We start from the raw sequence: 22,997 nt of genomic DNA on the forward strand, positions 1-22,997 counted from the left end.
TAGCCCTCTAGCCAAGTCACCTATCGAAGCTGAGCTGAAGACGGCCAGTCTGCCGACCACGTCGGCCAATCCACGTCAGCAGCCCGAGCGTGCGCCGCCGCAGTTCCCACGCATAGTGATCCACCGTGAACCGGAAAACACCCAGTGCACTTGCGGTTGCCAGCTTCAGAGCATCGGCGAAGACGTCAGCGAGAGGCTCGATGACAGGTCGCTGATGCCGGCGGTTTCCTCAAATAAGCTGGCTCACTCCAGCATTGGTGCCAACATGAAAGAACGGAAAGATATTCATGAGGAATCTATGGCTCCTACGCTAGAAGCTCTGCTAAACGATGGCCGGCTGGCGCGGCTCTTCTCGAAGGACGCTCGCCACTGCGCGCTGCAGCTCTGGATCTTGCAGATTAAATCCGAGGAATCGATCGAAAATCGCGTCATCTACGGCCGCCTACTTCCCTACAGCCATTCCAATGGCAGATGGTCATCTAGTGATGACGATAAACTCGATACGTTCGGGGAAGTCCAGGCGCAGGTTATCCGGCTCAACCTGTACGTCGAAAGCGTTCACTGCGCGGATCTCCTGCGGCAATTGAGTGTCGGCCGGACCATATTGGAGGTCAGTCAAGACCTGAAACTCGGGTTCTCGGATCGGCTAAAGAAGTTCGGAACTTCGTCCCTCGCTGTCGCTGGGCTGGTTTATCGCCCTGTCTGCTACCTTCTCAACCGTGATGCGCATGACCGGCACTCGCCCTCCAGTCCGCATGGTGGTGCCGGGGCTCTCAGCGCTTCGATTATCCAGGTCGACAAGGAAGCGTTATTCCGCTTAGGTCAAGACTACGACGTCGCCTTGACTGCATCGGTGATCAGACACCTTGATGCGGATACAGGCCTTGACTTCGGGGGGCCGACGCCGCTCGTTTCGGCGATCTTGAACTACTGGTATTTCCTGCGTTGGACGACCTTGAGCGGGGCTTGCTGAATGTAAGCTGGACCGATGCTCCGCGATACCTAATTGCTCGATTTAATCCGATGCAGGTACCGTACTTCAACGGCTTCCAGTTCCGACTGAGCATCGAAAGCGGCGGTCAGATCGTCTACGCGAGCATCGCCACAGCAGAGCGCGATGCAGAAGACGTATTCGAATGCAGGTTTGAGCTGAGCGAAGAGCTCCACGCTAGGATCGACTGTACCGAAATAGAGATCTTCGGCTTCCACAGCGACGATTCGAGCGTGAGCACACTGTGTTGTCGGTGGCGGATCGGGTACATACGGGAGATCCACATCCAGGGTCATGTTGTGGGCCGGGGCACGCGTGCAGTCAAGTTCGACTGGTTGGAAAGAACCACTCGACCGTCCGTGTCGGCGCGGGTAAAAGCAGCCCTGGTGATCACTCGTGATAATCAGGGATTCACTAACCGCATTGGCGGGCGTGAGGCAGACCCTTGGGTTCCGGTCAACAATGATCTCGTTTCCCTTTTTTCACGGCTCCATCCTCCGCAGTCGGAGGGGCGGTTCTTCCTGCGCTGGGGTCAGGGCGATGGTGAGGGGCGACTGCAGTTTGTCGAATGGTTCAAGGCGCTGCTGGCCAAGTACCAGCAGCACCAGGTGATCATTTTTGATCCCTATTTCGATGCCGCTGGCTTGGGGCTGATATTTCTTTGTGCTGCTCCGATGGCAGATTACATCGTCTTCAGGTCCCTGCCGAAGCCTATCAAAGAAGGCATACCCTTGCGTCGTAAATCCGACAAGACTGTCAATGAAGGGGTTAACAACCTACTAGCGAACTGCGAGCGGAGCCGACACCTGCTGGCACGTATAAAGCTGCGCATCTATGGGCTGAAAGAAGGCCGATTGCATGATCGTTACATCTTGATTATGGATCAGGATAAGTTACCAGTTGCGGGCTTCAACCTTTCCAACTCGTTTCAGGCTGCCGCTCAACACCAACCACTGCTGGTAACTCCGATCCCTGCAGATGTCCTGCTGAAAGTTGAGCAATACATGTCAGGGCTTGTGCAAGAGGCGGAGGCCACGCAGCCCATCGGCGAGATCGAGAATCCTTCCATACTCCCTCTCTTTGACTCCGCGGCGCCGCCGATGGCACCGCGACGCTATGAGCCTCTGCGATTCCTTGAGAATACATTGGCTGGTGACGTGCTGAGCGTATGGACCGTTGAGCCGTCGCTCCAAGGTTTGAGTGGTGCCCCTTTGAAGCTGCAAATGGTGGCGCTAGGACAGCTCAATGAAAACTCACTCGAGTTGCCCAAGACAAATGGCTTGCGCAATTGCCTCAACCAACAGGCAGGCGACTTCACCGACTACACTGCGACCTGGGAAGTGCTTGGAGAAGTACTAGCGCATTCCCGCACTGAGGAGCATGGCTCTTACGGGCTCGAATCCGAGCGTTGCTTTCTGGAGTTCTTGGCGCGCTTCCTTGAGGCATCGTTCAGTCGAACGCATGATGAATTGGACAAGGAATTAGCCGTGACGGACGCTTGGTTCTTTCGGGAACCGATCGAGTCCTTGCTACATACCTCTTATCACCCGAGTCACTTTTTCCATGGGACAAAGTACGAAGCCTTAACGTGGCCGGAATACTTCGCCATCAAATTTCTGTGGTGGCATGCCTCAGACTCTCTGCTAGAGATTGCCGAAACCCAGATGGCTGGCGTACCAATGGCGCCTCAAGAGTCGGACGTAATGCGGCTCTCCTTGTTGAGCCAAATAATTAGCGAGATTGCGCTGTCGGTGCAGTTCGACCTCAGCGCAGTGCAACAAGGCCGCCTCATTCGTAGCAGCAGCGGTCTGCTGCAATGGATGGGGCTAAATATGATTGAAATGCAGTTGGAGCAGCCGGGAGGGCTTGCAACAGTACTGCATTTGACTGCCGCCTTTACCTATCCAGAACGAGTGCGTGCCTTAGGATGGATGGTTAATCACGCGGCAGGCAATCCGAGTAAGTCCGCGATTTACGAAGGCCTAGTAACGGCGCTGCATGAGGCACTACCTACGACGATTCCCTCGAACGGGCTGAAGTATTTGGTAGATTCGATGCGTGGGCATATGCGACAACTGGCTTGGGCTGAGCCGTGGCTGTTCCAGGATGTGATCTTTCCCTTGTTGCGAAATGGCCGAGTCGATACCGATGATGCGTGCGATATATGGGTTCATGAGCTGGTTGCTTCGCTAGGGCCAGAACTGAAATACCAGTCGCGGCTCTTTGACCGAGCACGCGAGGGCCAGACGACAAACATCACCGCACTTCTCTTCGCCCACAGTAGCCCCGAGAAACAGCAAGCCATCCTGAGGTCTTTGGAGGTGATCCTTAAGCGGCAGCAGCGGATTTTGCAACAGCCCCTTGCGAGCACCTCCGACTGGACGAGGTGGGATGATGCCCTGGTGGTTTCGATGTGGATCCTGACCTATACACGATGGAGTCATTACTACTTGGGCGAGCGCGGCATTACCAATCGTGAGCTGGATGAGCTATCGCGGAGGGCTCGCGAGCTTGCGCTGTTTAGGTCGATGAGCGAATGGCAGTCGATGGGCACGGGTAAGCAGGGCGAGCTCGCTGGGTTCCTCGACCAAGTGGAAGAGCTCCTAGCCTCAAGAGACGAATTGTAATGGTTCAACTGAATCGGACACTGCATTGGGTTTCTTGTCTCGGTCCGAGGAGGGGGCAGGCAATCGAGTGAGGGGGCTAACCCGGCAGTTGAACTCCAGACTCGGATGAGCGGGAAGCCAGGCTTTCCACTCATCCGTAGAGCACCGTTAACCGCTGACGCTGATTACCTGTTGATCTAGGACCGAGTCCATCTTCAACTGTGCCAGCTCAATCAGATGCACCACACCCATTGCGACCTTACGGTTCGAGCCGGTTTGATTGTCGGCGTGTTCATAGGCCGTGGCCGCAGCGGATTGGAGAATCGAGTAGACGTTGGCCAGAGCGTCCTCGTGATGCTTGGGCTCATTCAGATGATCACGCGGCACGGTGATAGGGGCAGGTTTTGAGCCAGCATCCGGACTGAGGTTGTAGTGAGACAAAGCCCGGTCGGCGATATGAGGGTCTATGGTTTCAACGTTGGGTGTTGTAGGTGGATTGGGGGTTACTTTGAACATTGATACGCTCCTGGGTAGTGGAGCCATCACTCATCGCTACCAAACGATGGGGTGGTGGCTGTACGCAGGTTGGTAGACCGGGACTCCAGGAACCCAGCGCGCTCAAGAGCGCCCTACGCACAGCCGCCATAACACATACGGGGCGAGCACAAAAAGCGCCCGCGTGTATGGAGATGAGCGCTCTATGCGCCTGGGAGTTACTCGGGCTACCAAACCCGATCACTGATGAGCAGTGACGAGTCGAAGCCTAGCCGCGAGATCAGGCGCAAACAAGCGGCCAGGATTTTCTAGGAAATTTCACTCGATGGAAAGCGAGTTGTCTTGCTGGCCATGGCAAATCACTGCAGAGAAACGCTCGTTCGATGGCTCACTGAGCCTCAAACCTTTTCCATCATCCGGCCAGCGCCCACTTCACGCCTGAAGGTCACCGCGAGCTCTCCAGAGACGGCGTATGCCTGCTGAAAAATGCCCGCTGTTTTTGCGAATTCCCCTACGCGCATGTCTCGTATCTATCTGCAAAGCTGAGGGCCAGCAGGCCTGTAACGACTGCGGATTCTTTGAAACGTTCTGCTGAGCTTCGTGGTTGATGAAGCAGCAGACGCCTACCAGTGACGTATGACTATGGAGTGATTTACGTGGCAGACATGGACAGTCAAACCGCCGGGAGCATCGCAGGTGTCGTCATCAGTTTTGTCCCCATCAAGGCGTACGGTTTCATCAAAGGAGAGGACGGTGAGCGGTACTTTTTTCACCTTCATGATGTCGAGGGGCGAGCGCCTCTGGTGACTGGGCAGAATGTCACGTTCATACCGACACCTTCCGCCAAAGGCTCGAAAGCAAAGCGCGTGATGCCTGGGTTGGGCCCGACAGTCATTTATGTTGAGCCATACGATCTCGTCTGGTCCAAAGCAGGCCCACCGAAAGGCATGAGGACGGTGCTGATCACAGGTAAAGGCTGGAGCGAATCCAGTGACCTCAGCAAGGCCCGCCAACTGCTGATCGAGACCGCCAGGCTGTGGGGGGCGAACGCTGTATTACACGTCACCCTGTCCAGGTGTCAACGCCAACCCAAAACTGACCCCTTTCACTCATTTTTCGCCAATTGAAATTTGACCCCCTCGGCCTGTTTTAAACGGTCTTCATCGCACGCGCTGGGCCGGTACCCGCCTTGCGCTTGTCCTTGAGGCGATAGCTGTCGCCGGAGATCTGCACGATGTGTGCGTGGTGTAACAGCCGATCCAGCATCGCGGCCGTCAGCGTCTGGTCATCAGCGAAGGTGCCAGCCCACTGGGTGAACGGCAGGTTGCTGGTGAGGATCATGCTGCCGCGCTCGTAGCGGCGGGCAACGACGTTGAAGAACAAGTTGGCCTCATCACGGCCGAAAGGCAGGTACCCAATTTCGTCGATCACCAACAGCCGAGGGCCCATCACTGCGCGGTTGAAGTACTCCTTCAGGCGATCCTGACGGTGTGCGGCCGCGAGTTGCAGCATCAGGTCGGCGGCGGTGATGAAGCGGGTTTTGATACCGGCCAGGGTCGCGCGGTAGGCCAAGGCGCAAGCCAAGTGTGTTTTGCCTACGCCACTAGGTCCGAGCAGGACGATGTTCTCGGCGCGCTCGACGAAGCTCAGCCCTGCCAGCTCCTGTAATTGCGCGCGCGGCGCGCCACTGGCGAAAGCGAAGTCGTACTGCTCCAGCGTCTTGAGGGCTGGCAGTGTCGCCATCTTCAACAAGGTCTGCCGTGAACGCTCGGTGCGTGCTTCGGCCTCGGCACGCAGCAGTTGCTCGAGGAAGTCGGCGAAACTCTGTTCCTGGGTCGCCGCATGCTGGGCCAAGCCCGCCCAGTCCGCTGCCATTCGTTCAAGCTTAAGCTGCTGGCACAGCATCGATGATGCGGGCATGCTGCAGGTTCATCGGTTCCACTCCAGCAACTCATCGTAGACCGACAGCGGGTGCTGTAAGCTCTCATGCGGTAGAACCCGTCCCAGCCGCAGCGAGGTGATCGCTGGGGCTGTTGTAACCCCGCCGGCCGGCAAGGGCAGCAAGACATCACGCTCTTCAGCCAGGCGCACCGCCGGCTTCACCCCTGTGGTGCCGTGAATCCGCTGATGTGCGACCTCATCGAGCCAGCGTCCGATGTGCGCGTTGGCCGTGGCCACGTCCAGCGGCAAGCCCGCGCTCTTGAGCGTGGCTGCCAGTGGCGTGATGAAACTGCCTTTGAGGTAACCATTGAAGCGCTCGACCTTGCCCTTGGTCTTGGCCCGATAGGGTCGGCAAACACGAGGGCGAAAGCCGTATTCATCGGCCAGTGCCAGCAGCCGGGGATGCCAACGATGCAGGCCCACGCCATAGGCGTCGCGCTCCAGGATGATCGCGCCGGCGTTGTCGAACAGCGCCTCCTCTGGCACCCCGCCGAAATAGGCAAAGGCCTCACGCAAGCCATCCAACCACGCATCACTGTCCTCGCGGGCACCGAAGCGGACGAAGGTGGCACGGCTGTAGCCAAGCGTGGCGACGAAGGCCTTGAGCGGGTCGCGACCCCGGCGGATGGTAGTGAAATCGACCTGCACTTGCTGGCCAGGTAAGGTTTCGAAGCGAACTACCGGGTCATGGGGCGGGCGTTTGAACGGCGCCAACCAGGACTTGAGCCGGCTAATGCCGCCTGCATAGCCTTGCGCCTGGATCTCGCGCAACAGCACCGTAGCAGGAATCCAGTGCGGTCGTGCTGCCTCCACGCGCTCTTGCAGATAGCCCTTGAAGGGATCGAGCTTTGCCGGACGTAGCTCTCGCACCTGATAGCGCGGCTGCTCTGCTTCACCACGCAGGTACTTACGAACGGTGTTGCGCGACAACCCAAGCGTGCGCGCGATGGTTTTGATGCCCATGCCCTGACGGGCCAATACCCTGATTTCCACTGACTGCTCCTGGGTCAACATCTCGGCAGCTCAAAGCTGCCATGATCGCCCAGGGGGTCAAATTTGCCTTGGCGTTAGGGGGTCAGTTTTACATTGGCGGTGACATCCAGGTACACGGAAGAAGAGGCCGGCTCCAACTACAAATACACGGTGCACCGGTTTGACGCCGAGTTGGCTGTTGTGAAGGTGATCAAAACAACCTCGGACCCTCAACTCATCGCGGCCTCGCAGGCGCAGATGCAGACGTTGAATGACTGGTGGGCAAAATGCAAAGCGCACGAGCGGGACGGGCCTTCTGCTGCAAAGCACCATCGTGGACCGTCCTATCGGCTGGGCTTCTGGCTGGGGCAGTTTTCTGGCCGCTACCGGAGGGCTGAGGATGACGCCATGGACTGGCTAAAGAACAAAGGCGTGCCCGCGGTTCTGGCCGGGATCCTGACGTGGTCGGTGAGGCTGATCTTTGTCGGCTGTTTCTTGTATTTGGCGTTTTGGATAGCGCTCTTGATTCTTGGGCTCTGGGTGTTGGTGGGCATTCGGAGAGATGATCCTGACTGCGGCGCAGAGAGAGTGGACTCTGATGTGGAGGAGCTTTGACCTGATCCGCCATCGATCGATTCGACCACGCAACGGTAAGAGACCTGCTGAATCACGGTCCGCAAGGGCGATGTCATTTCAACAACGTCTCTATTAAAAGGCCAATCCGTCAGCATTTGCTGAAAAGCCTTACAGGCTCTTCTGCGGATCATCTGCAAAGCTGCTCTGAACACGTACGGAATCTCAATACGAGGTCAGCACCATGGCAGCCGAAACGAAGAAAAATGGATTTTTCTATCATCTGGGTCAATGGATGCGCGGGGCATCTGCTGGCTATCTGAAATTTGAAGAAAGGGCGGCTACCTGGATGGGTAAGAAAGGCTCGCCGCCGACATTGAATACTGTGATTTTTCTGGTGGTTAGGTTGGCCTTGATTGGAGGCTTCCTGTATGTGGCGTTCTGGGTTGCGGTCTTTGTAATAGGCTTTTTTGTCCTCAAGGAAGTGCTAATGAGTGATTCGAACTCTGGTGAAGAAGTAGAAGAAATAGTAGGTTTTGATGGTGAGGAGCTCTTTCCTGATCCTTACTCTCTTGAAAATATTAACGATCCAGCATTTTATCGTGACTTGTAGTCGTCAGTTATGCTTTTTTGGATAGTGATTTTTTAAATTTACTCTTAATTATACCTGCGCCTTTACCTCCTTGTTGCTGGGCATCTTTGGTTCCCTCTGCTAGCCCTCGAAGAGCAGATCCAGCCTGGATCCCAGCCCAAGTTAACGAGGTCATCCAGAAGGATGGCAATACAATGAACAGCGCCCCCATCACATAATTCAGCAGCCAGTCCGCCTGCATATTGTTCAAGCCCAGCAGCGGGTTCAGGTTCGCGTGAGGCGAGGTGAACCCATACAGAGCATCAAGGATGGTGGTGTCGATCCAGCGTGCCAGCTGGAACCAGAAGTCCACGAAGATCATGGAGAACTGCACCACCGACACCGTGATGGCGGCCTTCAGGTCATAGGTACTGAACATCAGCAGCAACGGCATGCAGATGACCAACGCCATCTTCAGCGCCGCCATCACCATGGGCAGCGCCTGGCGCACCACATCCATGGCCGGAAAGTACGCCATGGCTCCCGCACCGACCCCAACGGCACCGGTTACGCGGCTCATGTCATTGAGCATTGAGCCGCCTACCTGTCCGCCGTAGTCGCTATACACCTTGCCCAAGGACATTCGTTGACTACTCGGCGAAATAACCTGCCGGATGATTGCGTCGTTCACTTCCTCCCGGGACAGGAAGTTGGCCCACTGAAAAAATCGATCCAACAGGCTGCTGTCCACCTGGGTGAGCAACCGCGTCCGTAGGCCCTGGTCGCTGTCGGCCCACCACTGGTTGCAGGTCGGGTAACCGCCACCATGGCTGACCTCGGCCAACCCCATATCCCGTACCGGATCGTAGGGCCACTCGGCCCGCGGGGTCTTGGAATGGTAGGTGTCGTAGTAGCCGGATTGCTGGCTGAAGTACCGGGAACCGATCCAGTTGATGTCATGAGTCTGTTCGTCGGTGAGGGTGGGGCGGCTCATGAACAGCTTGGCCCGGGCGTAGCCGTAGCAGTCGTTGGTGAAGTCGGCGACCTCTTGTGTGAGCACCGGGTCATGCAGCCGAGTGGTGTTGACCTGCATGCGCATCTGCCGCAGATCCGTGCCGCACGGAATAGCCGCCACAGCCGCACCGGTCACCGCTTTGGACATCGAGTGCACGAACCACCACCACACCGGCACGCGGGCGCTTTGGTTGTTCAGGGATGTGAAGGAGCGACCCCAGCCGGTGTCCTCGGGTGCCGGCACCTGGTACTGGCATTGCTGTGAACGGCTGTCGTCGAACTGCAGGGTCGTGAGGTTGAGCTCAATGAAGGGCACGCCCGCAAACATGATCACGGCCGTGGCCAACCAGAGGCGATTTTCGATGCGGGTGGCGGCCAGCAGACCTTTGTTGCCCTCATCGGCGCCTTCATCGCGGGCCCTGATCCATTCCTGAAGCAGGATCGCAAACATTGGCAGGGCGAAGAGCCCGGAGTCCATCAGCACGTCCCAGATGCCGTTGCCGACGAGCCAGCCCACGAGGGTCAGGTAGTACTCCAAATAATCGTTGGTGTAGAGCGTCATGTCAGCCTCCTAGCTGAGTGTAAGCGCGGGACAACTCCATCAGGGCCAAGGCCAGCAAGACCGCGATTTCGGCTTTGGGCCACCGCAGGTTTGCGCCCGGTTCTCGCTTGAACAGGCGCGCGCGGTATTTGAGCCACCCCAGCAGGGCGACGCTGTAGAGCCCCATGCGCCAGGCAAAGAAATACCAGTAGGTGTGGGCTCTCCAGGCCTGCCAGGCCGGCAACCCCTGCATCACATACACACCGCCCAGGTTGAATGCGGCGGCGATGAGAATGACCAACAAGGCGACGGCGATGGAGCCCCAGACACCCCAGCCTTTGAAGCGAGAGAAGAAGGGCGTGTTCATGGTCGCTGAGTCCTTCTGCCGCTGTTGACGTCCTTCTCCACCGCTTCGAGCCGGTTGGTGTCCGGGTCGCCTTCGTAGATGGTGCGTGAGTTGTCCTTGCGCTCGGTGTGGCGGGCGATGATGGCGGCGGGGGAGTTGCTGGTGAGGGCGCGGCGCAGTTCAAGCTCGGTCCGCAGGTTGGTGATTTCCTGCTGCAGTGACTCGCGCTCCTGGTTCACCGCCGTCGTGGCGATCTCGTTGGCGGCGACATTAGGTTCCTTGTTGCCGGCCAGCAGGGCGCGCTGTAGCAATAGCGCTTTTTCCAGCACGCCGGTGACGGCGATCTCTGAGGCCAAGCGCTGGGCCAGCAGCTCCTGGTCGGGCTCATCGCGCAGGGCGGTGATAACGCCCCGGGTGATGGGCATCGAGCTGCTGCCGGCAGCTGTGAGGTTCTCGATGCTGGGCAGTTGGGTACCGGCAATCAGCGCTTGCAGCGACTGGAGTTTGCTTTCGTACTCCTCCTGAATCAGTGGCGTTAGGCCCACACCTGCGGTGGTGCTGCTCTTGGTGCAGCCTTCGCAGGTCTGCTGCTCCACTTCGCCCAGCACACGGTTGGCGAACGTGGCGGCTTCATCCGGTGAGCGCCAGGTGCCGCAGAGCATGCCGCTGTTGCAGTCGACGGGGGCAATGGTCCCCGTCTCCGTAGCGCCACGGCCATTGAGGAGGTTGTAGCCGGCCTTGGTGACGGTGTTGACCACCCGGATCGGTGGCTGGCCTCGGCCACCGGCTTTGTCACCACCTACCCATGGAATGCCGGTGTTGCCCTTGTCCGACTCGGCCTGGGCCGTCACTGCGACGGCATCGCGGTTTCGTCCCATGGCTTCCTTGAGCGCCTGTCCCTCGGCGAGAGAGCCCCAACCGCTCTGGCTACCGGCTACGTTGATCATGCGCTCGGCCATTGCACGGCAACTGGCTTTGGAGCGGTCGAAGTCGAGCCGTGCCTGAAGGATGCCGTTGGTGAGCAAGTTGTACAGGGCTGGGTCCGCCCGCTGAATGATCAGTGCCGGTAGTGAGGCCACGGCACCCGTGGCGTTCTGAATCAGGCTGCCCATGATGCTTTGAAAGCCATCGGTGAGCCCATTGAGCTGATTGTGCAGGGTGGTGGACAGGTCGAGGTTTCCGCACATGAGGTTGCTGTTCCAGCCCACACCGACACCGATGCTGCGCATGTTGCCGGCACGTCCCATCGATACCGCATTGCCGCCGCCAATTCGGTACAGCACGTCGTCACCGATCACACTGCCGGTGCTGCTAAAACTGGGTGGCGCCGCGAAGGCAGGCAAGCCCGAGAGGGCCGCGAAGAGAACCAGCCAGGGGCCGGCTGAAGACCGTTGAAACACTGACGTCCGAGTCATGGGTGAAGCTCCATAGCGTAAGAGACGATGGAAAGACGGGAAAGGCGTTATTGAGGGCCCGTGCTGCCGAGAAAGGTCTGTCCCTCCCGCTTGCAGCAGGTGTAGGGGCGCCACAGCGACCAGGCGTAACCGCCGTCCTGGGCCTGAAGGTGAGGACCCGGGTGAGGAAAGACCGAACAGGACTGACTGAGCACCGGCGTCAGCGACTGCCACTTGCCCGTGCGGGGATCGGATTCGCGCAGTTCCCCCGCGGGCCAGTAACCCGGGCTGGGCAGTGCCAGGAGCGGCCGGTAGACATGCAATTGGCCTGGGCGGGTGACGATGTCGCCGGCGCGTTGGGCCATCACGGCAGAGGCTTTGTAGTCGTCAGGCTGATGCAGAAAACCGCTGCGCGGGTAGACGCTGCCCCATAGGTTCAGGGAAAGCCGGCTGCCGATCTCACGCAGGCCTGGGATCAGCGAGGGCGGGTAGATGCTTTCCGGAATGCCATGGCGCCAGCCGAGGGTGTCCAGGGTGCTGAGTAGGTTGGGGGCGTAGGGTGTACCGGCCCCTGCGCAGGTGTAACCCGACCCACTGGCAAAGGCATTGAACGCCGCGATGCCCGGGTGACCGATCACATCGACGTTCTTGAAGACCGAGAGGTTGTTCTCGTTCGCGTTGTTGGTGGTGCCGCTGCCACCGCCCTGGGCCGTCGGGTTGGCCGGACTCAGGAGCTTGACCTCCCTCCAGGGGTTCTCACCCGTAGAGGAGTAACTGGAGACCACCGCATCGGGCACGTAATGCCGGACTTTTGCCGATGTCTTGACGCTACAGCCGAAGGGCGTGCAGCGCAGCCAGTAGCAAACCCCTACGACCTGGTACTCCAGGCAGCTTGGAGACGTTACTGACGGGACGATGGTGGCGGTGTCCAGGGCCAGACTCAGGGGCGAGTAGGGAAGGGCCAGGAGAACCGCTCCCCACGACCTAACTCGCTTACGCGGCAAACCCATACTCATGGCTGAGCCCTCCTGAACTGCTCGATCTTCGCGAGCGCGCGCTCAAGGTTCGGATCGCCGTAGACGACGTAACGCTGGTCAACGACAACGGCTGGCATCTTGGTGACGCCGAGGCTCCAAGCTTCCACCACGTCCTGGTGGGCCTGACTGATCTCGGCCGCCGCTTCGGCTGTGAGGCTTTCCTGAAAGAAGGCCTGCGCCAGGGCAGGATCCGCCGGCAGTTGACCGGACAGCACAGCCTCCAGGTGATCAAGACGATCCAGGTGAGTCACGCGAACATCCGGCGTCACCTCAACGGGATGGGCTGAGTCCGTGATGACCCAGGTACTGGCGAAACAGGTGGGGGAAACAGCCAGCAGGGCCGTCAGGCCGAGCGACCGAAAGGAGGGCGATAGCATCATGGCAAAGGTCCGGGTAAGAGAAACCCGAATCGTCTTCAAAACGACGCACGATTACCGCAATAAAACAGGATCGCGGGTGAGGGCTTTTTTGGAAGGTGTGGTGGGACTCTCCGTGAACACCACCCGGGACCTGCTGATACCCTTGCCAGGAGGCCTCGGCCTGACTCTCTCCAGATCGAGCACGATTCCTGTGTAATTCTGACAGTGAGACCATATGACCACCCGCCGCGCTACATCCCTCCGTCCAGGTCAGTTCAAACACCGATCCGGGTTGCATCCGTCACTGAGCTTGCCTTGCTGGAGGTCGCCGATGTGCTGTACCCGAGCGGTGCTATCAAGCCTGAGGTGTATTTGCGCGCAGAAATCACCAAGGGTTGTCGACCGAGAAATGTGTACCTGACCCATGCACGCTGCGTGGCCGCCCTGGAAGCCTGGATCGGGGTTCGCCTTCGTCGCAGGTGGGGCCTTTCCGGGGCTGACGAATACCGGGGCCTGCGCCCAGGTTCAAAGCTGGTCACAACTCACAAAGGCCAGGCCTTTGAACTGGCGTTCAAGCACCGCGAGCTGGACAGCGGGCCGGAGGTGTATCGCGCCTGTGATTCACTCCAGCAGACGATCAGCCGGCTCTACCGGCAAGCCGGCATCAAGCAAGGGTCATCACACAGCGGCAGGGGCTCGCTTGCGGCGAAGGTGTTGGCTGCGACAGGCGACGTCGAGACCGTACAAACTATGCCCGGCCATAGCTGCCTGGACCATTCCAAGCCCTACCTGAGCGTTGACCTCGCGGTCATGCGACGGGCGTTCGAGTTGGCACTATGATGCGGGCTCAATCCGTGAGAAATTTTACCGATAAAGGTAAATTCCATGCTTCGCCACGGGAGTGTTTGATGGCAGTTGCAAAGCGGGAGCTTGTTCCCGGCCAGGTAGATCCAGAGCATCTTCGACGCCTCATAGGCCTCACCAGAATCACCGCTGAGTCGGTAATTTCTGCGCTGTACGGCCACTTTGTTGAAGGCAAGAAGCAGACCGTTGCATGCGCAGAGTTCGGCGTAAGTGACACCACGCTTTCGAGGAAGGTATCCGACCTCAATAAGCTGAGTAGGGAAGTTCGGGAACTCGCTGTTTTTTACCGTTAACTGTAAACTTATCCTCATTGAAGCGAATCACTGAGGAGTTGGAAATGGCAGTCATGGAACATTTTCACGGTAGTCACGAGCAGTTCGGCGCGATCCGTGCTGAAGGTGTTTTCGGTGGGGTGTTTGGGGCCTCCTCAGAGGCCACCGCATTGAGTCATGGCCCGGTGCTGCATCGCATTACGTCGCCGCGACCGCTGACAGACTACGAACTGAACTACAGCATCGACGGCGCCTGGGAGGCTGCGGTAGAGGTTGCCAAGGGCGACGAGGCCGTTGCCGAAAGCATCATGTCGCTGGACTGCCCATCGCTGGACTCGTGCGAGCCAGAGGACGCAGGCGAACAAAGCTGGGAGTTTCAGCGGTTGCGCGGCGTGCTGGCGAGCAAGCTGGGCTTCACCAGTGTTGAAATGAGCGACGAACATGGGATCACTTGGCTCTGCCTGCCGGGCTGCGTCGTTGAACAACTGAGCTAAGGGAAAAGGGCGCCATGACGATTTCTCCACCAATCACTGAGCCTGTCGCTCAGTTCGTCTGGCACTGTGTTGAAGGGAGACTTTGGCCGATCACATTGATCGTGGGCAGCAACTGGGTGACAGCAACCGACCCGAGCACCTACGTGGTCAACGCGGACGAGCCAGCCACCTACGAACAAGTCCAAGCCATGCTGATAGAGGCTGGTGGCATAGGCCAGTGGCACCCAAGCGAATAGGAAGGAAAGGTCGCAGCAACGCCCAAGCCCAGCCGTTGGAACGATCCTGAACGTCACCGCGAGCAAGTAGGAAGCACAACTGATGAAACATAAAAGCACGCCTACAGATTGGAACAAAATTATGGTTGAGGTCGATGGGACGGAGGTGACTGGTTCATATCGTGTTGATGCGACAGACTGGATGACGGTCAGAATGGATGGAGGCGGGTCACAGTCTGCGCGCGGCGGCCGTGCCGCTGAAAGTGTAGCTCGCAGGATCCTGCACGAATTGGCTCGTGAAAACGGAGCGCCGACACCGTTACGGAAAAATTGACCATGACATCCGAACAAACCTTTGCGGCGCCGGTGCTCCTGAACGAGCCACTGCCCCTATCTCTGGATGGTCCGCTGCTGACGGCGCTGAATCAGTACTGTTGGGAGAAGGCGACTAACCGCTGGGAGCAGCAGAACAAGAAACTGGCCGATATGTATGAGGCGTGTGCTAACCCCACGGCCCAAGTCAACTGATCACGGAATTGCCGCGCTGGCGGCGCATGACCCACAAGCGGCTTATGAGCGCCGAAGATTGAACAGAACACGAACGAAGGAACCGCTCGCATATGCACAAGATCGTCACTTACACCGATAGCGTACCGGGCACGGTCTCAGCACAAATCGGGCAGCTAACGCAGCAAAACGTCACTGAACTATCGATGCTCGGTGTGCCGCCAAGTAATGCGTTCTATCCGCAGTACCAGTACACGCTCTCTACCGAGATCCTCATGTACGTTAGCCGTGTCGGGAAGCTCGACGAAGAAGCGCCTGTGCGCCTGGTGGTGGCTTTTGCTGACGAGGCCCAAAGAAGCGTTATCGGCTTCGTTCTTTACCTGCCGGTGATCAAAGACCGTAAAGCCTGCGGCCTGACCTATATGGCCGTTGCCAGCGAACACCGCCGCAAAGGTATTGCAAGGGACATGATGGCAGCAGTGGCGGCAGAATGCCCCCACATTGAGCTGACCTGTTTTATTAACAAGGTACCCGTCTACGAGAGCATGGGATTCCATGTGATCGGCTACAAGGACACCCAGATTGTTTTGAACAATCGCACAGATCCTTCGCCGGGTGCGATGGCGGTGCTCTGGACGGACCCGATCTATAAATCGCCTGAGTTTATGCAGGTCCAAGGCAAACTGGTGCAGAAGCACGGCATGAAAGTAATGCGTGATGCTGAGCGAAAGTTGAATCGCCTGATCGACGAGCTCAAACGAAAGGCTGAGCAGTTTGTCAGCGCACGGGCGGAGCAGATAGTCGAGTACCGGCGCCCCGGCGCTACTGTTGTCCAGGTTTCACCCGGCCTGTTTGAACTACAGGGTGTAGACGGGATTGATTGCCAGTCCAGCAATGAGCGCGAGGTCTGGATTCAGGCGGCGCACTTCATTGATAAACGCAACGAACCCGAGTTGCGCGTTGCGCGTGAGCTCTGCAATCCGGGCTCGGCGGCTGACTGAACGGCTTGTATAGGAAAAAGACCGATGGCCATCAACGTTACCTTCAAGCCAGATGGGAGCGAGTTTCGGGCTCCTGGCGACAACGTTACCAGCAAAGACTGGTTCATCAAGGTCGACGGCGAGGTCATCGGCAGCATCAGCAGCTAGATCCGCGATTTGAACCAGTGCTACACCACCCCAGGGTATTCGGTCACTGTCCGCCCAGGTGAATGGCGTAGAAAAGCCGTTCCGTGAGAACTCCGGAACCTTTTCAAACCGTTCGATGCAGGAGGCGAGGGAGAACCGAAGCACTTACGTCAGACGAGCTAAAGAGTGAGCCGCGCGTCGCGCAGCCGCTCAGGCCGAGTAGGAGAATGCCCCATGGACGTTAAAGCCAACCTTTACCCATGCGCTCACTGCGAGCGCACCGGCACATGCAGTAGGGCCGCTAATGGGGCTGCATGCGCCGCATGTGTGAAGAACAACAACCTCAAAGGCTCAGGTCACGTTGGGCTTCCGTGCGGCATCTGCGGCGGCCTAGGCCATGCCGAGCCGAAGACAGAACGAATCAACAAGCGAATGCAGCCGATTTTGGCCATCTTGACGTTGTACTTCTTGATGGCGGCCGTTTTGATAAGTGCCGCCGTCCAGAGTCAGTATTTCACTGAAATCCTGGCATTCGCCAGTCCCCTGATTGGTGTGGTGTTGGCATTTTACTTCACTGCACGCGGTAGTCCGCGACCATAGGAAAAAGAGACAATGACCTTAATCATAAGCACAATCGCTGGCCTGCCTCTACAGCTGCAGGCGCTGATTGACCAGGTGAACGCGGAGCGGATTGACTACAGCGGCCGTGATAGTGATGCGGAACAGTTGGAGGGCTATCTGGCCAAGGGCGATCACAACCTGGCCAAATTTATCGCCGAGCAGATGATCGAGCGACAGCGCAACCTGCATGCCCGGAAGGTAGGCGCTACCACCTAGCTCGACTACGCAGTCTCATCCAGGACGTTTAGGAGAATCCCAGGTACACCATTTCTCGCATGCGAGAAACAGCCCAAGCCCCGCCCACGCGGGGCCGGGGCAGTAGATGGACGCCCATTTTCGCGTCCGCGAAAACAGACAGGAATCATACAATGAACGTTACTGGAAGCTATTACGACCTAGGCGTAGGCGAGCCAATCAAAGATTTTATTTTGCGAGACTCTGGTGATGAGATTGCCTTCGATATCCAGCATTCTGATGGGTACTACTACACCGTAAACATCAAACGACACCAAGGGACTTTGTTCAAAGGGACAGCCATTTCACAGCCGGATGGCGAGACGGCAACTCTGACCTGCCGGGTCTTTGAGGATATCGAAGAAGGGATCATGGTTATTGCAGGTTCGGGTTGGCGATATGCATTTAAACCCGATAACTACCGGTGGCACGTGGAGCTTCAGCGTGAATGACAACGAGTAGCCTAGGAAAAGTAGAGCTATGTCCAAACTGCCCCACATCAAGAAGCCATGCCGGGACTGCCCGTTTCGCAAGGACACCTTGCAAGGGTGGCTGGGCAAGGATCGAGCGACCGAAATTCTCGCCGCAGACTCGTTTGTCTGTCACAAGAAGACGGACATGCAGTGCGCCGGGCACATGCTCATCAACGGCTAGGCCAACGCATTTGTCCGCCTTGCGGATCGGCTTCGTATCCCGTTGGACCTGTCAGGTAGCGAGCAGGTTTTCGAGAGCAAAGCAGCCTGCATCGAGCCCCACACCAGTTAAGGGAAACGACGACGATGCTTGAACGTGACGTTGAAGTGAAATTGCCGGTCATCGACGGCCCCTGCAAGGGGCAACGAATGGCTCGACCAGGGGAGCAGTTCAGCTTTGAGGTGGCTAGCGTTCCAAGCAAAACGAAGGCTCAGGTCACCTACTGCTTACGTCGCCATCGGCTGCTTGGGTTGGTGTGGGCCACCCCTACCAACAAAAGCGTTTCAACTCTGCAAGCGATGTAGGAAAGTCCCGGAGGGCAAGATATGACCGAACGATACAAAGTGACGATCACCATTGCAATCATTTCCCCAACCCGTTCCCGCTGCGCATGCGCATTTTCATACGCGCAACGATCAAAGTCGCCGAAGGGAGAGCATTGAAGGGATACGTGATGAACGAGAACGCTTTCTGCCTCACGATTTTCCATGAGGGTGAGAGCTTCATCTTCAGTCGACATCCCATGCTGGAGAACGAGCACCAAAAGCAAGAACGAAGCCTCCTGACAGCACTCGGGTCAGGTGCCCGGGTCTTTCCCGTCTGGTACGACACCGAGTTTTGCGATGCCGACGGCGCAGCGATTGCTGGGGCATTCATGTATGGAGCGAAAGAGGCCATATAGCCAGAGAGCAGTAGGTGAGATTCTGGTGTGGAGCAACGACAAGTGGAGCGTATGAAAATAGGAAAACCCAAGCGAATTCTCGACCCTTATGAGTGGTTACCTGGCTATGGGGAGTCGCGGGTTTCGTTTCGATCTGCTGGGTCAGGTCGTGCTGGAGATCGAGTATGACGGTGCTGATATCGGCACTGATGGGCTGGAAGAAATACCTTCCTTAAAGCGAGAGCTCCGTTTCAAGGGCGCCCGAAGCTTTATGAAGACACCTTTTCCGGGGGAGGCAATGTTTGAGTTCTCCGGTAAATCGGATGCATGGAGCATGGGCGATTTGACGGAGTTTGAGGAGTCAGAATTCTTGGAGCGCACGACTAAGGCATGGCGATCGGTATCGAGCCATCAGCCACCGCTACTGAGGCACTTTTGCATTCTTTTTTTATCGGAAAATTTAGCCTTCAATGTATTGGCAGAAGACGTCATTTTGTCCGAGGCGCTTTCTGTCGGCTGAGTAGATGACTAAAGGGATCCGAGTCAGCTCATGGGGGCGTCACCAGTCAAATCCGGACTAAAAGAGTCGCAACGATGGTGCGGGTCAGCGCCGGTCATCTATACGCTCAAGCAAGATTCGCTCAATCATCGGCCTCGTGTATTTCTCCGCTGGACAAACCTCTATTGGGTCGCCAGATCGTTTGAATTCACCGGCATCGAAAGCCAGATAGATGGAAAGGGCAGGCTCCGGCGTTTTGCCATCGACGGCCAACTGAGCAACAACGCCTTCCAGACCGTTCATGACCTGACTGCAGAGGTCGAAATCGAAGGCCTGCGAGATGAAACCATTCGCCACCGCTAAGGCGAGCTCGTTAACCAGGTGACGAGCGTCGACTTTTAGCCGTGCGCAAATGGGCGCTATGTCGTCGATGCTCAACCCGGTTTCCGCCGCTTCAAGCATGAGTTGGTCAAGCTCCGTCTTGTTCTCATTCGTGGTCATTGCGATCTTCCCTGTTTACGCATGGCTATCAAATTTGATCAGAGGGTAGGGTATACCTAGCCACCTCACCGTCATCAATTTTCGAGCCGCTAGATAGACTATTCATGCCTCGATTGGTAGAAGGGCCGTCTGCCGCAGATCGTAGCAGTCAGCTTGGCCAATCGATCATCAGGCGGGTAAAAATCGGCGAACCCGGGCCTGCAGAAGGTCGATCAATTCGGACGCCATGTAGTCAAAGTCATCCGGGATGTCGAGACATATCACGCGTTTGCTGGCCAGCTCAGAACGGAATCGGGCAGTGAGCTTTCTGCGATGGACGAGCTCCATGACAAAGATCAGATCGGCCCACGCCAGGAGCTCAGCATTCACCAGGACATCGGCGTCATTGCCAACACCGGCCGATGCTGTTTCTACGCCAGGCCAGGACGCAAACACGTGCTCGGCGGTCGGACTGCGGAGCCGATTTTTACCGCAGACAAACAGTGCATTTACCCTGGTCATCGCAACTCAGGAGCGTCCTGCTCAAGGACCTCCTCGGCGATGCGACCGAAAAGGTTGCGTGTGATGCTGAAGAACGGGCTCAGGTCGTTTCCGATGGGGATGAGGTCAATGCCCGCCAAGCAACGCAGGTCCATGTCCTGATCAAGATGCTCTTCGATGAGAGTGTCCAGCTCTTCCCACCAGCGTTGACGTAGATCTTGAAGATAAGGGCTGTTCAGGTTGAGCAGGCCGATAGTGTAGCGAGCCCGGTCTTCATCCTGAGGAGACAACCCGTCAGCCGGCACCACACGACCATCGGACAGGTAGGCGAAGAAGCGCGAGCAGTCGGCCTGATGACACGATATAAAACGGGTTATATCGACGCCATTTGACTTGCCGAGTGCGTGGCCACCGAATACTTCAGCGCCTTGCGTTTTGAGTGCCGGCAAATCGTTTTGGCTATCCAGGGCGCAGGCCGCCAGGTTGCTGTAGTCGAAAGTACGCTGGGGGTGTTGGCTTTTGTTCTCGACGTGTTCGATGTGGAAGCCCAATCCCACCCGGTCCGGGCGAATTTCGCTGTAGCAACACAACCCGTACTGCTCAACCAGCAGGGCGTCCAGAACCGGCTTCTTATGTCTGCGAAAACTTTTCCATCGGCTGGTGGCTGTATCGTGGGTTGTTGGCGGGTTGGCGTGTGCCTGGATCAACTGACGCGGAACCTCTGCACGCTTTCGAATCATCCTCATCCGTTCAATGCCTTTTGCCGTCTGATGCTGCGTTGCAGGCGCTGAAGCTGAGGATGTTGCTCACCCAACTCCTCGGTCAGCTTGCGCATCAATGCAACCGCCGGCCCCTCGTCGTAGCGGCCCTTGTCCACCCACTCGGTGAGTTGCAGCAGGTCCTTCTTTTCATCCACCGGCGGTTGCGGATCGACTTGCATCACGCTATGGAGAACGCTATTGCTCGGCTCACCGTAGGTCATGGCAAGCGGCTGGGACGCAATGAGCTGGCCTTCGGCGTCTTTGCCGATGACCCGGATATTTTCACGCCGGACGGTACTGAGTACTTGTGGGCTGTGCGTCGTGACGATGAACTGCATGGCGGGAAAAGCGGCTCGCAATGACCCGATGATTGTCTGTTGCCAGTGGGGGTGCAGAAACATGTCGACTTCATCGATCAATGCGATGCCTGGGGTTTCCAGCGGTGCTCGCTCACCGAGATGGGGATTGAGTTTGCAAGCACGAAAGGCGAGGTCAGCCACCATGGAAATGGTGTTGCGCAGTCCATCACTGAGCATGTCTACTGGCAGCACCCCTTGTTCAGGGTGGTGCATGACCAGTTGCTGTTGATGGCTGGCGCTGTACTCCAGGCTGTGCCAACCGGTGGAGTTCTTGAGCAACTGATCAATGGCGCCCTTGATGGCGGCGATGATTTGCTCAAAACGCTGTCCGGTGTCGGACAACTGGGTATTACGCTCCAACCCAATCAATTGGGCTTCACGGTAGCTGCGATAGATCCAGCTGTACCAGGCGGTGAAGGTCTTGAAACTGGACGAATAGGCTAGGCAGTTCAGGTACCCGGACGTTCTGGAGTATTCGCTTTTGTCGAGCGTCGTTTGCGCGGCGGCCGAAGTGAAACGCCCCTCGTACCAGAGTCGGGACGTTCCCAGGTAGGTCACCATCGGCAGTGTCACCGGCGCGTCGCTGCGCACCTGCTCTTGAAGCCCTTTACCATGTGAATTCAGGGCTCTGGTGCCCCCATCACCGAGGGTATTGGTGGCCTTTTTCAAGCTCACGCGCTGTTGCAACCAGTGTTCCTGGAGGGCACTGTCCGACCAGGCTCCCCAGGCTTCGATCGCACAGGGGACCTGAGGCTCCATGTTGCCACGGCTGAACTGTGCGAGTCGCACATCCTCAATCTGGATCGTGGCTGAGTTACCGGCTTGGCTGCCCAGGTCGAACCCTTTGATGAAAGGCCATAGCGCAACCCGAGCTGCATCCAGAATGGTGGTTTTACCGCCGCCATTGGAGGCAATCAATATGGTCAGATGCGGATCGAAGTCGATCTCGAACGCTCCAAAGCAGCGATAGTTCTGCAGGCGCAGCTTGTCGAGCCTCACAGTATTTTCTCCGGTTTCATTACCTGGCCCAGCATAAGGGGGATGCCTTTGTGTTGCAGTTGGAACAGCATACTAAATGCAAACCACAAAAATGCCAGGCAAAGCTCTGCGGGCGGGCGTTACAGGTTGCGTCTAGGTACCTAGAGTGGGGACTGCTACTGGGTGACGAGGCTCGCTGACATACCGGGCTCGGAGCTTGGCTAGGTTGGGCTGTGTGGAGGCGGCGTGTGGCTTGTCGGTGCGTCCGGAGACAGAGTCTTGGCCAAACATTGACGAGTGACAGGAAAACGGTCCGACCTTCTCAGCCACGACCAATGAGGCCCATCACCTGAAAATGATAAACACCTCAAGCCCCGCCATGCGGGGCCGAAGCAGTAGAGAGGCGCGACTATTCGCGCACGGGTGAACGGTTATTCGAAAGGATGAGTCATGAAGAAAGTATTTGCAGTGGCCTTGATATTGAGTGCCGGATACGCTCACGCAGATGTCCCCGCTGGAATGCCAGCAACTGCGTCTGCTATGACCTCCCGTGACAATTGCTTCCAGCATCTCCGGGGGCATGCCGATTTGTCGGCCCAGAAACGTGGCTATCAGGTTTTGAGTATGACCGAAGGGTATGGGGCCGAAATCGAGCATGGCGATTTCAAGTGCACAGCGAAATTTGAGTTGAAGACAGCAGACGGAGTTAGCGAGAGTACTCCTTGGAGTACCTATGTGGTTTTTGCGAACGGCCGGCGAGATGAAATTAAGTCACCGAAAGATGCAGTGAGTGAGGCGTTGAAAAATCTTTGAGATGGGAGGGTAGTGGTCAACTCATCCCGGACACGACGTTAAGTTTTCCTCGGCCTGAGCTAACGCGAGCCCTCCGTT

Annotated in this window: 27 protein-coding genes and 3 pseudogenes; 18 read left to right on the forward strand and 12 right to left on the reverse strand. The window is 57.4% G+C overall.

Annotation, left to right across the window (positions count from 1 at the left end):
- Positions 1-19 precede the first annotated feature (19 nt).
- A pseudogene (locus tag NUH87_RS31170) lies at positions 20-202 on the forward strand (IS66 family transposase); the annotation flags it as partial.
- A 96-nt stretch (positions 203-298) separates the two neighbouring features.
- Positions 299-3,618, forward strand: a pseudogene (locus NUH87_RS00800) (VPA1262 family protein).
- Positions 3,619-3,765: 147 nt separating this feature from the next.
- On the opposite strand, the gene NUH87_RS00805 reads toward NUH87_RS00800, so the two are convergent.
- The gene (locus tag NUH87_RS00805; protein ID WP_338524270.1) at positions 3,766-4,113 is read right to left on the reverse strand and encodes a DUF6124 family protein; all 348 of its coding nucleotides are present in this window, start codon (positions 4,111-4,113) and stop codon (positions 3,766-3,768) included.
- Between the two features lie 644 nt (positions 4,114-4,757).
- Here NUH87_RS00805 and NUH87_RS00810 point away from each other — a divergent pair.
- Positions 4,758-5,219 carry a cold-shock protein gene (locus NUH87_RS00810; RefSeq protein ID WP_338524271.1) on the forward strand — a complete coding sequence of 154 codons (462 nt, stop codon included), beginning with the start codon at positions 4,758-4,760 and terminating at the stop codon, positions 5,217-5,219.
- Positions 5,220-5,241: 22 nt separating this feature from the next.
- Here NUH87_RS00810 and istB read toward each other — a convergent pair.
- Together istB and istA are read right to left on the reverse strand one after the other, a co-directional pair.
- A pseudogene (istB, locus tag NUH87_RS00815) lies at positions 5,242-6,025 on the reverse strand (IS21-like element helper ATPase IstB).
- Positions 6,022-7,047: an IS21 family transposase gene (gene istA, locus NUH87_RS00820; RefSeq protein WP_338524272.1), complete on the reverse strand. Its 1,026-nt coding sequence runs from the start codon at positions 7,045-7,047 to the stop codon at positions 6,022-6,024. The pseudogene istB and the gene istA overlap by 4 nt, the downstream one beginning before the upstream one ends.
- A 78-nt stretch (positions 7,048-7,125) precedes the next feature.
- Between istA and NUH87_RS00825 the strand changes: the two genes are divergently transcribed.
- Together NUH87_RS00825 and NUH87_RS00830 are read left to right on the forward strand one after the other, a co-directional pair.
- Positions 7,126-7,620: a DUF3742 family protein gene (locus NUH87_RS00825; protein WP_338527043.1), complete on the forward strand. Its 495-nt coding sequence runs from the start codon at positions 7,126-7,128 to the stop codon at positions 7,618-7,620.
- Between the two features lie 202 nt (positions 7,621-7,822).
- Positions 7,823-8,191 carry a DUF3742 family protein gene (locus tag NUH87_RS00830; RefSeq protein ID WP_338524273.1) on the forward strand — a complete coding sequence of 123 codons (369 nt, stop codon included), beginning with the start codon at positions 7,823-7,825 and terminating at the stop codon, positions 8,189-8,191.
- Positions 8,192-8,198: 7 nt separating this feature from the next.
- On the opposite strand, the gene NUH87_RS00835 is transcribed toward NUH87_RS00830, so the two are convergent.
- From NUH87_RS00835 to NUH87_RS00855, 5 genes are read right to left on the reverse strand one after another with little or no spacing between them, the layout of a single operon-like run.
- Positions 8,199-9,725: a conjugal transfer protein TraG N-terminal domain-containing protein gene (locus NUH87_RS00835; RefSeq protein ID WP_338524274.1), complete on the reverse strand. Its 1,527-nt coding sequence runs from the start codon at positions 9,723-9,725 to the stop codon at positions 8,199-8,201.
- Between the two features lies 1 nt (position 9,726).
- Positions 9,727-10,071, reverse strand: coding sequence for a hypothetical protein (locus NUH87_RS00840; RefSeq protein WP_338524275.1), 345 nt, complete (start codon positions 10,069-10,071; stop codon positions 9,727-9,729).
- Positions 10,068-11,465, reverse strand: coding sequence for an integrating conjugative element protein (locus NUH87_RS00845; protein WP_338524276.1), 1,398 nt, complete (start codon positions 11,463-11,465; stop codon positions 10,068-10,070). The genes NUH87_RS00840 and NUH87_RS00845 overlap by 4 nt, the downstream gene beginning before the upstream one ends.
- A 47-nt stretch (positions 11,466-11,512) precedes the next feature.
- Entirely contained in the window at positions 11,513-12,460 is a 948-nt protein-coding gene (locus NUH87_RS00850) for a TIGR03756 family integrating conjugative element protein (RefSeq protein ID WP_338524277.1), read from the reverse strand.
- Positions 12,457-12,861, reverse strand: a complete 405-nt coding sequence (locus NUH87_RS00855) for a TIGR03757 family integrating conjugative element protein (RefSeq protein WP_422393895.1) — start codon at positions 12,859-12,861, stop codon at positions 12,457-12,459. The genes NUH87_RS00850 and NUH87_RS00855 overlap by 4 nt, the downstream gene beginning before the upstream one ends.
- 294 nt (positions 12,862-13,155) lie before the next feature.
- On the opposite strand from NUH87_RS00855, the gene NUH87_RS00860 reads away from it, so the two are divergent.
- The 12 genes from NUH87_RS00860 to NUH87_RS00915 all read left to right on the forward strand — a co-directional run bounded on the left by NUH87_RS00860 (position 13,156) and on the right by NUH87_RS00915 (position 19,048).
- Complete coding sequence (locus NUH87_RS00860; RefSeq protein ID WP_338524278.1) at positions 13,156-13,680, forward strand: site-specific integrase; 525 nt, start codon at positions 13,156-13,158, stop codon at positions 13,678-13,680.
- 68 nt (positions 13,681-13,748) lie between these two features.
- A complete protein-coding gene (locus NUH87_RS00865; protein WP_338524279.1) occupies positions 13,749-13,997 on the forward strand; it encodes a PapB/FocB family fimbrial expression transcriptional regulator in 249 nt (82 codons plus the stop codon).
- Positions 13,998-14,041: 44 nt separating this feature from the next.
- The gene (locus NUH87_RS00870; protein WP_338524280.1) at positions 14,042-14,470 is read left to right on the forward strand and encodes a hypothetical protein; all 429 of its coding nucleotides are present in this window, start codon (positions 14,042-14,044) and stop codon (positions 14,468-14,470) included.
- Between the two features lie 14 nt (positions 14,471-14,484).
- Positions 14,485-14,706, forward strand: a complete 222-nt coding sequence (locus tag NUH87_RS00875) for a hypothetical protein (RefSeq protein ID WP_338524281.1) — start codon at positions 14,485-14,487, stop codon at positions 14,704-14,706.
- A gap of 315 nt (positions 14,707-15,021) precedes the next feature.
- The gene (locus NUH87_RS00880) at positions 15,022-15,213 is read left to right on the forward strand and encodes a hypothetical protein (RefSeq protein WP_338524282.1); all 192 of its coding nucleotides are present in this window, start codon (positions 15,022-15,024) and stop codon (positions 15,211-15,213) included.
- A gap of 92 nt (positions 15,214-15,305) precedes the next feature.
- On the forward strand, positions 15,306-16,193 hold the full coding sequence (locus NUH87_RS00885; protein ID WP_338524283.1) for a GNAT family N-acetyltransferase: 888 nt from the start codon (positions 15,306-15,308) through the stop codon (positions 16,191-16,193).
- Between the two features lie 24 nt (positions 16,194-16,217).
- Positions 16,218-16,340 (forward strand): hypothetical protein, encoded by a 123-nt coding sequence (locus NUH87_RS00890; protein ID WP_338524284.1) that lies wholly within the window; start codon positions 16,218-16,220, stop codon positions 16,338-16,340.
- A 591-nt stretch (positions 16,341-16,931) separates the two neighbouring features.
- Complete coding sequence (locus NUH87_RS00895; RefSeq protein ID WP_338524285.1) at positions 16,932-17,156, forward strand: hypothetical protein; 225 nt, start codon at positions 16,932-16,934, stop codon at positions 17,154-17,156.
- Between the two features lie 152 nt (positions 17,157-17,308).
- The gene (locus NUH87_RS00900) at positions 17,309-17,626 is read left to right on the forward strand and encodes a hypothetical protein (RefSeq protein WP_338524286.1); all 318 of its coding nucleotides are present in this window, start codon (positions 17,309-17,311) and stop codon (positions 17,624-17,626) included.
- Between the two features lie 28 nt (positions 17,627-17,654).
- Entirely contained in the window at positions 17,655-17,828 is a 174-nt protein-coding gene (locus tag NUH87_RS00905) for a hypothetical protein (protein ID WP_338524287.1), read from the forward strand.
- A gap of 493 nt (positions 17,829-18,321) precedes the next feature.
- Positions 18,322-18,549, forward strand: a complete 228-nt coding sequence (locus NUH87_RS00910) for a hypothetical protein (protein WP_338524288.1) — start codon at positions 18,322-18,324, stop codon at positions 18,547-18,549.
- 88 nt (positions 18,550-18,637) lie between these two features.
- Positions 18,638-19,048: a hypothetical protein gene (locus NUH87_RS00915; RefSeq protein WP_338524289.1), complete on the forward strand. Its 411-nt coding sequence runs from the start codon at positions 18,638-18,640 to the stop codon at positions 19,046-19,048.
- Positions 19,049-19,132: 84 nt separating this feature from the next.
- On the opposite strand, the gene NUH87_RS00920 is transcribed toward NUH87_RS00915, so the two are convergent.
- The 4 genes from NUH87_RS00920 to NUH87_RS00935 form a co-directional block, all read right to left on the reverse strand.
- A complete protein-coding gene (locus NUH87_RS00920; RefSeq protein ID WP_338524290.1) occupies positions 19,133-19,528 on the reverse strand; it encodes a hypothetical protein in 396 nt (131 codons plus the stop codon).
- Between the two features lie 168 nt (positions 19,529-19,696).
- Positions 19,697-20,029 (reverse strand): phosphotyrosine protein phosphatase, encoded by a 333-nt coding sequence (locus tag NUH87_RS00925; protein ID WP_338524291.1) that lies wholly within the window; start codon positions 20,027-20,029, stop codon positions 19,697-19,699.
- A complete protein-coding gene (locus NUH87_RS00930) occupies positions 20,026-20,754 on the reverse strand; it encodes a retron system putative HNH endonuclease (protein ID WP_338524293.1) in 729 nt (242 codons plus the stop codon). Before NUH87_RS00930 ends, NUH87_RS00925 begins: the two co-directional genes overlap by 4 nt.
- Positions 20,751-22,127: an AAA family ATPase gene (locus NUH87_RS00935; protein WP_338524294.1), complete on the reverse strand. Its 1,377-nt coding sequence runs from the start codon at positions 22,125-22,127 to the stop codon at positions 20,751-20,753. The genes NUH87_RS00930 and NUH87_RS00935 overlap by 4 nt, the downstream gene beginning before the upstream one ends.
- 429 nt (positions 22,128-22,556) lie before the next feature.
- Between NUH87_RS00935 and NUH87_RS00940 the strand changes: the two genes are divergently transcribed.
- Complete coding sequence (locus tag NUH87_RS00940) at positions 22,557-22,919, forward strand: hypothetical protein (protein WP_338524295.1); 363 nt, start codon at positions 22,557-22,559, stop codon at positions 22,917-22,919.
- Positions 22,920-22,997 lie beyond the last annotated feature (78 nt).

Source organism: Pseudomonas batumici (genome assembly GCF_036585405.1).
GTDB classification, from domain to species: domain Bacteria; phylum Pseudomonadota; class Gammaproteobacteria; order Pseudomonadales; family Pseudomonadaceae; genus Aquipseudomonas; species Aquipseudomonas batumici.